General features: G+C 55.0%; 10 protein-coding genes, 1 tRNA gene and 1 pseudogene. 7 read left to right on the forward strand and 5 right to left on the reverse strand.

Annotation, left to right across the window (positions count from 1 at the left end):
• Positions 1-102 precede the first annotated feature (102 nt).
• The 7 genes and pseudogenes from C7I56_RS08960 to C7I56_RS08985 all read left to right on the forward strand — a co-directional run bounded on the left by C7I56_RS08960 (position 103) and on the right by C7I56_RS08985 (position 8,002).
• Complete coding sequence (locus tag C7I56_RS08960) at positions 103-519, forward strand: Ros/MucR family transcriptional regulator (protein WP_106640669.1); 417 nt, start codon at positions 103-105, stop codon at positions 517-519.
• Between the two features lie 417 nt (positions 520-936).
• Entirely contained in the window at positions 937-1,635 is a 699-nt protein-coding gene (locus C7I56_RS08965; protein ID WP_106640289.1) for an IS6 family transposase, read from the forward strand.
• Between the two features lie 508 nt (positions 1,636-2,143).
• The gene (locus C7I56_RS12370) at positions 2,144-3,979 is read left to right on the forward strand and encodes a hypothetical protein (protein ID WP_158703075.1); all 1,836 of its coding nucleotides are present in this window, start codon (positions 2,144-2,146) and stop codon (positions 3,977-3,979) included.
• A 197-nt stretch (positions 3,980-4,176) separates the two neighbouring features.
• A complete protein-coding gene (locus C7I56_RS08975; RefSeq protein WP_158703076.1) occupies positions 4,177-6,627 on the forward strand; it encodes an RHS repeat domain-containing protein in 2,451 nt (816 codons plus the stop codon).
• A 7-nt stretch (positions 6,628-6,634) separates the two neighbouring features.
• Positions 6,635-6,955, forward strand: a complete 321-nt coding sequence (locus C7I56_RS12375) for a hypothetical protein (protein WP_158703077.1) — start codon at positions 6,635-6,637, stop codon at positions 6,953-6,955.
• A 173-nt stretch (positions 6,956-7,128) separates the two neighbouring features.
• Positions 7,129-7,239, forward strand: a pseudogene (locus C7I56_RS12815) (IS6 family transposase); the annotation flags it as partial.
• Between the two features lie 64 nt (positions 7,240-7,303).
• Positions 7,304-8,002, forward strand: a complete 699-nt coding sequence (locus C7I56_RS08985) for an IS6 family transposase (RefSeq protein WP_106640292.1) — start codon at positions 7,304-7,306, stop codon at positions 8,000-8,002.
• 264 nt (positions 8,003-8,266) lie between these two features.
• On the opposite strand, the gene C7I56_RS08990 is transcribed toward C7I56_RS08985, so the two are convergent.
• From C7I56_RS08990 to C7I56_RS09010, 5 genes are all read right to left on the reverse strand, one after another.
• The gene (locus C7I56_RS08990) at positions 8,267-8,560 is read right to left on the reverse strand and encodes a hypothetical protein (protein WP_106640293.1); all 294 of its coding nucleotides are present in this window, start codon (positions 8,558-8,560) and stop codon (positions 8,267-8,269) included.
• 98 nt (positions 8,561-8,658) lie between these two features.
• Positions 8,659-10,335 carry an RHS repeat-associated core domain-containing protein gene (locus C7I56_RS08995; protein WP_106640294.1) on the reverse strand — a complete coding sequence of 559 codons (1,677 nt, stop codon included), beginning with the start codon at positions 10,333-10,335 and terminating at the stop codon, positions 8,659-8,661.
• 72 nt (positions 10,336-10,407) lie between these two features.
• On the reverse strand, positions 10,408-11,124 hold the full coding sequence (locus tag C7I56_RS09000) for an IS6 family transposase (RefSeq protein WP_106640295.1): 717 nt from the start codon (positions 11,122-11,124) through the stop codon (positions 10,408-10,410).
• Positions 11,125-11,924: 800 nt separating this feature from the next.
• Positions 11,925-12,015 (reverse strand) — tRNA-Ser (locus C7I56_RS09005).
• A gap of 22 nt (positions 12,016-12,037) precedes the next feature.
• The gene (locus C7I56_RS09010) at positions 12,038-12,352 is read right to left on the reverse strand and encodes a 4a-hydroxytetrahydrobiopterin dehydratase (RefSeq protein ID WP_106640296.1); all 315 of its coding nucleotides are present in this window, start codon (positions 12,350-12,352) and stop codon (positions 12,038-12,040) included.
• Between the last annotated feature and the right edge of the window lie 21 nt (positions 12,353-12,373).

Below are 12,373 nucleotides of genomic sequence, written 5' to 3' on the forward strand. Positions count from 1 at the left end.
GATCGAATCAGTCTGTGGCGATAAGTGGCTTGGGATAAGATTGTTAACTGCTATAGCCGTTTAAATTACCTGGAGGTGAGGCGATTTATGGATAAGGATCAGATGACTGAACTCGACAATGCGAAAGAAACGCTGATCACGCTGACCGCGGACATCGTCTCGGCGCACGTCAGCAACAACAGCGTTTCGGTCAACGATCTTCCGCAGCTGATCCAGAATGTTCATGCCGCTCTTGCAGGCCTTGGCAGTGCCGCCGCCGAGCCGGAAGTCAAGCAGGCCCCGGCCGTATCCGTGCGCGCTTCGGTGAAGCCCGATTATATCGTCTGCCTGGAAGACGGAAAGAAGCTAAAGATGCTGAAGCGTCACCTGATGACGCATTACAACATGACTTCGGACGAATATCGCCAGAAGTGGGGTCTTCCGGCCGATTACCCGATGGTTGCACCGAATTATGCCGAGCAGCGCCGTTCGCTCGCGAAGAAGATCGGCCTCGGCACATCGCGCCGGACCAAGAAGTAAAAATTGCGTGCTGTCGGAAGCCAGACTGTGATGCTGGGCTCAGCGATCGAAGCGAAGCGGCGTTCATCATTGTTAGAAAGTCGATAATCCGACAATCGGCTGAGCATCATCGTTGACCCAATGTTGCCGCTCGATCGTGCAGGGCTAGGGTCCGTACTCAATTAGAGAGCGGTGGTGACGGGATGGCATTTGTTGTCTGGCAAGGAGAGAGGAGGGAGCGATGCTCATGCATCGTGACCGACGAAGCGACGCTGCCAGGCGGCAAAGGACGGCCCGCCGCTGTGCGGTCGTGTGGAGATCGCTTTTGGGTGCGTCGATCGCCTTGATCGGGCCGTTCAGGCCCGCCCTTCGGCTCTCTCCTGGGTGCTGTCAGTTTAATGCTAACTTGTCTCTGATTTTGGGCGCGGGGGCAAGATTGTGAAGTCGATATCGTACAAGCGGCATCGCTTTCCGCCGGAGGTAATTACCTACGCGGTGTGGGCGTACTTCAGATTCACGATGAGCCTTCGCGATGTCGAGGATCTTCTCGCGGAACGTGGCATCGACGTCAGCTATGAAACCATCCGTTGCTGGTGTCTGAAATTCGGTCCGCAGATCGCAAAAAACCTGAAGAAGCAGCGCCCCGCCGCCGCACGCATCTGGCATCTCGATGAGATGGTGGTCTCAATAAACGGTAAGCGGATGTATCTGTGGCGAGCGGTCGATGCAGAGGGCGAGGTGCTCGACATGCTGATGCAAAGTCGAAGGAACGCCGGCGCCGCGACGAGGCTGATGAGGAAGCTGCTGAAAAACCAGCCGATGCCGCCTCAGGAAATCATTACTGACGGCCTTAAATCCTATGGTGCTGCCCTGCGAAAGTTAGGGATGGACCACCTGCACCGAGCGGGGAGGCTTCGAGAAAACAACCGAGCTGAGAACTCGCATCTGCCGATCCGACGAAGAGAGCGAAAGATGCAGCGCTTCAAATCCGCAGCCTCAGCCCAGAGATTCCTCTCCACCCACGCAGCCTTTTACAACACCTTCTACACCCAACGACACCTCACCTCCCGACGCACGCTGCGGACCCTCCGCGGCGAGGCTCAGGCTGCCTGGGCACGGGCAACAATTGCGGCTTGAGATGATCTGTTCAGGCCTAAATGCGTCTTGAAGAGATTAACCTGACAGCCCCGTGGTGGCTGCTCGAGCTCTTGCCAAAACATGTTCGGTGGCGGGAGTGGCCTAGGCGATCTTTTCTAGGGCGGTACCTGCCCGCCGGCGAGCCGCGCGTCATTCCGAACGATGCAGAAATCCACGGATCGGTGTGGGAACGGCGAAAGCTCTGTTCAGGCTACTCGCCGCCGAATTTGCCAGCCTCAACTGCGCGGTAGTCTAAGGAAGATTGGCAAACACCGCTACTTGAGGCCAAGATAGTTGCGAGGCACAGTCGGCACGACGAGAATAATACTATCAGTGCAGAATCTCTCCGCTTCAAATTTTCCGATTAAATTCAGTAATATCGCCTGATGATAAGGATATGTTGCTGGACACCTACTCAGTAACTGAGGCAGATCGTTTACAATCTCATATCCAAGACTGGTGGTGCGGCGTTATATAGATATTATAGGATTCAAGTCTCAGGGGGGCAATGATGACTATGTCACGTTTTCATTTGAGTTTGTTCAATTTTCTATCCTTTTATGCTGTATATTCTGCCGAGGCGCAGACGTTGCCTCCCCCCATTGAGAATCCGGTTCTCGACAATCATGGCGTAGAGCTGAAGAGCGGGCGCTATGGCGGGCTCAGCGTGTCTCTTATTTCCATAGGAAGCGATCAATCCTCCCTGTCTCGGGTTTATGCTCCTCAAAATGGCCGAGAGATGCTCACGCAGGCGATCACAAATCATCATTATTCTATTGACAATCACAGCAACGCTCCGAATGCACGTGATGACTATGAAGTAGTAACAATTCGACATCCAAAGGGCAGCAGCAGTTTTCGTCGCAAGCCAGGCACGTTAAGTTGGTCACCGGATTATGCTACCGGGGAGATTTTTGTTTCAGGTCAAAACCACTGGGATAATTGGGTCTTTACAGACAAGTATGGCACGAAAGTTCAAGACAATAGGATTACATATCCAGATGGCCGGGAAATTTTGGGGGCCGGAACATCCTCGAGAGGAAACCTTCCGGTAGTTGGTGATATTTTTGATGTTCGAAACAATTTTGGATTTCGGTTGCGCACGACCAATCAACGTCCAGAGTTTGTGATACAGGCCATTAATATGGCTTCGGACTATTGTGATACCGATCTTACAAAGCAATGTCAGGGGCTGCAAAGCGCACGGTCGGCTTTGGTGCAGAGGCCTTCGCGCTCGCAAGTTGTGCTGACAAATGCAGCTGGAGATTCGACCCAAGTAACGCTTGAGCCAATTGAAGCGTTCGACTCCGAGCCCACTTGTTTGAGGACAAATCCCAATGACCCGTGTCAATGGCACGGTATTAAATGGACTCATTATTATCTGAGCCAAGTGATTTTTTCGGGCTCAACAAGCCCCGATATAGCTATGTCGTATATGATCGCTGGCCTTGAGTCGGGGAGCGCGACCCACAATGAAATATTAGTAGACCATTTAAATGTGAATGGCATATCCGTTGACTACAATAGCGACCTTTGGCCAGCGGGGAATTGGGGTGGGCCGAACGGCTATTTTATCAGCGTATCCTCAATGGCAGGTGGCCAGCGACAACTTAGTGGCTATTCACGCAGTGTCACTGTCCCCGCCTGGCCGCCGTCGAATCTGAACCTCGAAAGTGTGAGGAACGGTTTGTCGCAAACAACGTCTTTTTTATACAATGCGATGGGAGATGTTTCAAAGGCTACCTATCCTGAAGGGAACGCCATTGAGTATAAATTTGGTGATCGATATAATGTAACTGAGGTTATACGACATCCGAAGCCTGGATCTGGTGGAGCAGCGATGACAACACGGTATGAATACATGCCATCGTGTAGTACCGCGACACAGAATTATTGCAATTTGCCTACTTCGGTCATTGACCCGAGGGGTAATCGCACAGACTATACGTATAATTCGCGTGGTCAGATCCTCACTTCGACAGGCGCCGCGCCGACGCCGGGTTCTACCCGACAGGTCACTACATATACATATACAATGCGTACGGCGTTCATTCTCGACAGCAATGGGGCTGCTGTCGCGGCTGGATCTCCGATCTCGATGCTTACGCGCAAATCGGAATGTCTTATAACCGAAAACTGTGCCGGGACGGCTGACGAAGTCGTGACAGAATATGACTACGGTCCGACCTCCGGGCCCAATAATCTGCTTCTCCGGGGTGTGACTGTGACGGCGGCGAATTCCGCTGGCCAAATGGAGGTTAATCGGACCTGTTACGGCTACAATTATTTCGGTGAGAAAATATCCGAGACGCGTCCCAAGGCTGGCTTGACGGTTTGTCCATGAGGGGGGCGGCGATGAAGAGCACAACGATATGCAGGCTGCTTTCGGCTATGGCTGCTGTAGTTCTGATTTCGGGACCAGCTTATGCTCAAAGCGCCGCGTCGTCTCACACGACCGGATACCGCTATGACGATCTTAGTCGCGTAACAGGCGTAATCAGCCCGGATCCGGATGGATCCGGTCCGCTTCGTTTTGCAGCGGTGCGTAGCAGCTATGATGGCCGCGGAAATCTCATCAAGGCCGAAAAAGGCGAGCTGGCTGGCTGGCAACCCGATAGCGTGAAGCCCAAAGACTGGAGCGGCTTCACTGTCATTCAAACGCAGGAGATCGTTTATGACGCGATGGGCCGGAAGGTACGCAAGACGCTGAGCTCCGGTGGTCCGCCGCACACGCTCACCCAATACAGCTACAATCTATTGGGCCGTTTGGAGTGCACTGCCATCCGGATGAACCCAGCCGTGTTTGGTTCGCTTCCAGCTTCGGCTTGTGCGCTGGGTCCGGAGGGGGGCGACGGTCCCGACCGGATTACCAGAAACGTCTACGATGCGGCGGGCCAACTCATTCAGGTTCGCAAGGCGGTGGGAACGCCGCTGGAGCAGGCTTATGCGACGTACAGCTATACGCCGAACGGCAAGCAGGAATATGTCATTGACGCCAATGGCAACAAGGCCAGGCTGACCTATGATGGCCATGACCGGCAGGTGGGCTGGTATTTCCCGTCGAAAGTCGCGCCGACCGCCTTTAACGGCGCCACGCAGGCAACGGCGCTCGCGACGTCGGGCGCGGTGTCGACAAGCGATTATGAACAATATGGCTATGACGCGAACGGTAATCGCACGTCGTTAAGGAAGCGAGACGGGCAGACGCTCACCTATACCTATGACGCGCTCAACCGGATGACGGTGAAGACGCCGAGCGCGGGCCAATCGACGCATTACGGTTATGACCATCGCGGCCTGCAGCTCCATGCTCGGTTCGGCTCGGCGAGCGGGCCCGGCGTCACCAATGTCTATGACGGCTTTGGGCGGCTGACGTTGAGCAGCAGCAATGTTGGCGGAGCGGTACGGACGCTCTCCCATCAATATGACGCGAACGGTAACCGGACGCGGGTGACGCATCCGGACGGCGCCTATTTCACCTATGAGTATGACGGTCTCGACCGGTTGGAGCGGGTGCGCGAAGGTGCAAGCGGCACGACGCTGGCGCATAACGTTTATGATCAAGCCGGCCGCCGTGCACAGATGATCCGCAGCGGCAACGAGACAACCACCTACGGCTATGACGGCGCCTCGCGCCTTTCATCACTGACCCACAATCTCGTCGCAACGACGCAGGATGTAGCCTACGGCTATACCTACAATCCGGCGAGCCAGATCGTCACGCAGACGCGGTCGAATGCGGCTTATGCCTTTGTTGATAATCACAATGTGAACCGCGCCTATGCGGCCAACGGCCTCAACCAATATTCCACCGCGGGACCGGCGAGCTTCACCTACGATCCTAATGGCAACATGACGTCGGACGGATCGGTGGTGTTTGGTTACGATATCGAGAACCGGCTCGTGTCGGCATCGGGTGCGAAGACCGCCTCCCTGAGTTACGATCCGCTGGGCCGCCTGTTCCAGACTTCAGGTGGCAGCGCCGGCGTCACCCAGTTCCTCTACGATGGCGATGCTCTGGTCGCCGAATATGACGGCTCGGGCAATGTGCTGCGCCGCTATGTCCATGGCGCGGGGGTGGACGAGCCGCTCATCTGGTATGAAGGCGCCGCGGCAAGCCCCTCGACGCTGCGCTACCTCCACGCCGATCACCAGGGGTCGATCGTCGCGGTGAGCGGCTATAATGGCACCCCGATCGCGACCAATGCTTACGACCCCTACGGCATTCCGGGATCAACCAATCAGGGCCGCTTCCAGTACACAGGCCAGATCATGATCCCGGAGATCGGCTTCTACCACTATAAGGCCCGCATCTACTCCCCCACCATGGGCCGCTTCCTGCAAACCGACCCCATCGGTTACGAAGACCAGATCAATCTCTACGCCTATGTCGCAAATGATCCGGTTAATAACATCGATCCAAGTGGTAAGCAGTGCACTAACCCGCACAATGAGGAATGTTCCAAAACAGCTACTGTGGCGACGGCAGCCACAGCTGTCGCCGCGAGGGAAGGTCTCAAATCTGAGAGCGCACGTACCCAGTATAAAAGCTCAGTAGCGAACCTTGCTTCGAATGACAGCGTTGGTCGGTCTAGTGCCAAGGCAAAAGCCAGAGCTGCCACCCCACCTATTACCAGAGGGATAGTAGAAGGAGTGCGGCCTGGATTGGGGCCGAAGCCGGGATCAGGTGAGACTGCTAACCGAACTAATACACGGGCAGACAAATTAGCTGGTCATTTGGGTAACGCTGGCCGCGTATCTGCAGTAGCTGGAGTGGCTGTTGGAGTGGCCCGCGTAGCGACTTCCGATAATCCGGGACGGGAAGCAGCCCGGGTCGGTGGAGGCATAGCTGGGGCCATCGCCGGAGCAGAAGGAGGCGCTGCTATCGGGGCGTTCGTAGGCCCTTGGGGGGCAGTAATAGGGGGTGTGGCTGGCGGAGTAATCGGTGGATTGGCTGGAGAAGAGGTGGTGGACCAATTAATAGACTGGTAGAAATTATATGAGAGTTATCAGAGCAAAAAATGTTAAAATAAATGGAAATATTATATTAATATCTACTCTATTTTGTAGATTTTATATTTCAAGACGGGAGATAGAAAGTGTTGAAGTTAAAGGGATATCCTCCCTATTCGATGAGATTGGAATTTTAATAAAAAGTAAAAAGATTTTCTTGGTGACAGAAAGAGCTTCTGGTTTCTTTGATCTAGCCGAATTTCTTCGCTTTGAGGATATATTTGGCTATTTTTGGTATAGGGATGCAGAGGATGGGAAAGCCTTATCCTGTGCTGTCAGACCAAATGCACCTTACGGTGATGAGTAGCGGAGCGGGTGGTACCGTCAGGTTAAGTTTTGATGGGCGTGTTTGTGGGGTGCTGTCAGAGGGTGCTGTCAGGTTAACTTCCGCAAGACGCATTTACGCCTGATCAGCTTGCCTTAGGGTGCTGTCAGAGCAAATGCACCTCTTGGTAACGGGGAGGGGCTAGGGGCGTTTTCATGCCCCGCCCTCGCAAGCCAGCCAGCCCGTTTCGCTACTTCAATTCGTCACCCGAGGTGATCCGCCTTGTCGTGATGATGTACGTGCGTTTTCCCTTATCGCTGCGGAATGTCGAGGATCGGTGCTGTCAGTTTAATGCTAACTTGTCTCTGATTTTGGGCGCGGGGCAAGTTCGTGAAGTCGATATCCTACAAGCGGCACCGCTTTCCGGTGGAGGTCATCACCTACGCTGTGTGGGCCTACTTCAGATTCACGATGAGCTTGCGCGATGTTGAAGATCTGCTCGCGGAGCGGGGCATCGACGTCAGCTATGAAACCATCCGCTGCTGGTGCCTGAAGTTCGGTCCGCAGATCGCGAAAAACCTGAAGAAGCAGCGTCCCGCCGCCGCCCGCATCTGGCATCTCGATGAGATGGTGGTCTCGATCAACGGCAAACGGATGTACCTGTGGCGAGCGGTCGATGCTGAGGGTGAGGTGCTCGACATGCTCATGCAGAGCAGGAGGAATGCCAGTGCCGCGATTAGGCTGATGAGGGAACTGCTGAAAAGCCAGCCGATGCCGCCTCAGGAGATCATTACTGACGGCCTTAAATCCTATGCCGCTGCCCTGCGGAAGCTAGGGATGGACCACCTGCATCGTGCGGGGCGACTTCGAGAAAACAACCGAGCTGAGAACTCGCATCTGCCGATCCGACGACGAGAACGAAAGATGCAGAGGTTCAAGTCACCCGCTTCAGCCCAGAAATTCCTTTCCACTCACGCAGCTGTTTACAACACCTTCTACACACAACGACACCTCACCTCCCGACGCACGCTGCGGATCCTCCGCGGCGAGGCTCAGGCTGCGTGGGCGACAGCCGCAATGGCCGCCTGAGGCGAGCTGATCAGGCGTAAATGCGTCTTGCGGAAGTTAACCTGACAGTGCCGCTGCGTGGGCAGCGGCAGCGATGGCGACCTGAAATTCGCTTGATCGGCCACAAATACGTCCGGCAGAAGTTAACCTGACAGCTCCGAACGGGCTTGCTGGCTTGCGTGGGCGAGGCATGGAAACGCCCTTAGCCGCTGCCCGTTACCAAGAGGTGCATTTGCTCTGACAGCACCCTCTGACAGCACCCCTTCCAGCAACGGCACTCAACGGCTAGCGGATGAACACGTAAAAGTCGCCACATCGCGAGTATCCAACTTTTCTACCCTCAATTTTTAGAAGAAGATAGTTCGGATCGTGATGCCCGCTATAGACTCTGCCCGCAATCGTTGCCTTGATGCTGCCAATGTTTTTCAAATAACGTATATCGTTTTTAGAGAGGGATAGGGTAACGCACTTGCCTGCTCCTAAAGCAAGCTCGCCCATCTCAACATTGTCGCTTTTTATCACCTTGACTTGCCCCGTTACGGTGCATGTTTCAGCCGCTTTGCACTCATCATAGGTCATCGCCGACTGGGTCGAAGGCGAGGAATGGACAAAGCTAGGCGTAGTAGCCGCACACGAAGCTAGCGCCGGGATAGCTATGAATAACGCAAGCATCCTCATTATCTACAGAACCTCTGCTGCGGAGTTTTGCTCCTATCCGATGAGTTACCAGATTCCCAATTTTGCATATTACCGACCAGCTCTCCTCGTTCAGAAGCTGACAGTGCCCCTCCAGAAAGGACTCTGGTTCTATATGTGCCGTTCCCGGCACGATCGATCGCATAGGCTCTGCTGGGGGTTATTACATATCCCGTGTTGCTTGTATTCCCGAAGTTGTTGTCTCCGGGACCAGGCACACCAGAGTGAGACGATGGGTGAGAATGAGCCGCGCTTGCTCCACTCGGAATGGGATCAGCTATGCCCACGGTGACCGAACCTCCACCTTGGCATTTAATATCACGCTGGCGAAGTTCACGACGCTCGAATGACGAGGTCGTAACAACGAAGAACTTTTCTTGTGAGCCACTGGTATTACGTTTCTCCCTTTGCCCAGTAACAACGATGTCGTCCTTCTTGTCCGTTTCGGGAGGATTGTCCTCAGGCTGACTGGGGTTATCCGCAGACTCGGGAGTTTCTATGCAGTTTGGCTCATTGACGGAACAGTTTCTAAGCCCGCTGGGATCGCGCCGGTTGACCGGATCGTTCCCTACGTAAGCGTAAAGATTGAGCTGATCGTCATATCCGATGGGATCAGTTTGCATGAACCGGCCGAGAGTCGGCGAGTAGATGCGGGCCTTGTAATAATACATGCCCAGCTCGGGGAGGACGATCTGGCCGGTATATTGGAACCGGCCGGTGTTGAGCGATCCCGGGATGCCGTAAGGGTCGTAGGTATTCACCCGGACCTGGCTTGAGGGGAACGTGCTTGCATAAGCCGTGATCGAACCTTGGTGATCGGCAAAGGCGTATCGCGCGCTTTGTACGTTGGCAGCGCCGCCCTCATACCAGCTCAGAAGCTCATCCACGCCCGGGCCATGGACGTAGCGGCGAATGAGCGTGGTTCCGCTATATTCTCCAATGAGAGCATCGCCGTCATAGAGGAACTGCGTCGTTCCTGCGCTGCCGCCCGAGGTTTGCGACAAACGGCCCAAGGGGTCGTAAGAGAGCGTGGCGGTTTTAGCGCCGGTAGCGGATATGAGCCTGTTCTCCACATCATAGGTGAAGGTCGAGGCTCCATCGGACGTTAAGTTTCCATTGGCATCATAGGTGAATGCCGCAGGCCCGGCACTGGTATATTGATTGAGGCCGTTCACCACATATGTGCGGTTGACGTTGTAATTCTCGGTAAAGGCGTAGAAATCGTTATCCCGCGTACGCATGGTAACCTGGCTTGCAGGATTGTAGGTGAACGTGCTCGTGACCGCGTAGGAGGCTACCGCAGGCGTGTTCGCCAGGGAAGAAAGTCGGGACGCTCCATCATAGCCATAGACGATGGATCCGGCCGTATCTTTGCTTTGCCCAGATCTGCGGCCTGCAGCATCATATGTAAAATAGGTCGGTAAGGCGCTGCCGGAGCTAACCCGTGTTACTCGATCGAGCCCGTCGTAGCGGTAGGTCGTGCTGGTGTTGATCCCCGGCAGGGCAACAGAAGTGCGGTTGCCGTTCGCATCATAGCCGTATGTAATCGTCCGCGTAATGCCGTTCGTCCGATCGTACGTGTAGCTGGGATTTCCGAAGCCGTTATAGACATTGGTAATCCCAAGGCCTGTAGCAACGAACAGGGCTGTGGTTTGCAAGCCGCGAGGGTGCTGTCAGTCTAATCGTAACTCGTCTCTGGCTGGCGCGGCTATAGCTTTGTGATCTAAATCTCAGGCCATGACATTTTGCCACTCGGCCAAGGCAGCCGAGCGGCGAGCTTTGTAAGTTTGACGGTCGACGAGATGGCGTTCCTGGCTGAAGTGATTGTGTACGTTGGCATGGACTGACGCGAACTTCTGCAGTGATTTCATCTTTCGAAATCGCAGCATCGCCCGCTCCCGTCGTCGAAATGGCAGGTGTGAGTTTTCCGCTCGGTTGTTGAGCCATCGTCCAATTTCGCGGCGTTCGAGATTGCCCAGTTCCGCCATTGCGGATGGGTATGAACGCAAGCCATCGGTGACGATCTTCTCCGGCTTGCCGTGGCGTCGCAGCGCCTTCTTCATGAAGCGCAAAGCTGCGGATTTGTCTCGTTTACGAGTGACGTAGCTCTCGAGCACCTCGCCTTCGTGATCGACAGCGCGCCAGAGATAAACCATCTCGCCGTTCAGCTTCACGTACATCTCATCGAGATGCCACTTCCAGTGCCGGAAGCCTCGCATCCGACTCACCCGCTGCCGGCGTATGTCGGCTGCAAAGAGCGGGCCGAACCTGTTCCACCAGTGCCGCACCGTCTCATGACAAATGTCGATCCCGCGCTCGAACAGCAGATCCTCGACATTCCGCAGCGACAGCGGAAATCGCACATACATCATGACCACAAGGCGGATCACCTCAGGCGATGAGTTGAAGTAGCGGAATGGGCTGGCTGGTTTGCGAGGGCGAGACATGGAAGCGCCCTTAGCCGCTACTTCTTACCGCGAGGTGCATTTGGTCTGACAGCACCATCGACAATTACGTTAGCACTGTTGATGCTCAGCGGGTCGAGGATGCCATATTGTTGAATGCTCTCCGCGAGCTTCTGACGCTTCCACCCAGGGTGGCTACGAATTAGCCTGGCCGCCGCGTGCAGCGTATCAACACGAACTTCTTCCCAGCGGCCAATGGCTGATGCGCGATTAGAGCTAGCAGGATTAGTAACCTTGGGCACTCGAGACTCCATCTTCATGGTCTCGAAGCCAATAGAAGCGACGAGACCGGTTTACGGTTCAGCCTCGTCTTCTTCGCCCATCAATAACCATCGTCTTGAACTTCGTCAAGCGATTGCACACGGAATATCCATCCGCTCCAATACTTTACTTTTCTTGGAATAGGTCAGGTTACTGATCCTTCACGTCAACTTCCCTGCAGCTCCACCCCACCTTCGCTGCTCAACCAGTTTGGTTTCCCTGTTATGCGAGCCAGGGAAAGGCACTCGAAAACACTAGAAATGCGTGGCCCGAAGCAGCTGGAGAACGCCTTGGATCCGACAAAAAAGGTGATTTCGCTGTGGAACACGGAATATCAGGGAAAATTTCGATATGACCGTTAAACCCGTACTAGGCTGGCGGGTGTCGGAGAATTTGCCCGGAAATCCAGATTGCGAAGCGGCTATGTGGTTCTCTGCGGTACCGCATGCGCCTAAATTTGGCGCAGAAACGCGGGGTTTTCTCGCCAAACAGCCAAAGCTTCTCTGATAATGTGGACTAAGTGGCGGAGCGGGAGGGATTCGAACCCTCGATACGGTTTTGCCGTATACTCACTTTCCAGGCGAGCGCCTTCGACCACTCGGCCACCGCTCCGCATGCTCTGGAAGGAAGCCCTCTAGTCGCCGGAAGGCGGAAGGGCAAGCTGGCGTGCGAGGGCATCGATCACTTTTGCAAGTGCGACGTCCTTTTCCGTCACGCCGCCGACGCTGTGGGTGGTGAGGCGGATGTCGACCCTGTTCCAGCTGTTCGACCAGTCTGGATGGTGATTGGCCTTTTCCGCTTCCGGCGCGATGCGGGTCATGAAGGCGAAAGCCTGCGCAAAATCAGCGCATCGGAATACCCGTCGGATGGCCTTGCCGGATGACTGTTCGGTCCACCCATCCAGATCGCACAACGCATGGGCGCGTTCGTCATCGGTTAGCAGCGGCATTGCGTCTCTCCTCGTCGAGCC

Source organism: Allosphingosinicella vermicomposti, from assembly GCF_003012815.1.
Lineage (GTDB): Bacteria > Pseudomonadota > Alphaproteobacteria > Sphingomonadales > Sphingomonadaceae > Allosphingosinicella > Allosphingosinicella vermicomposti.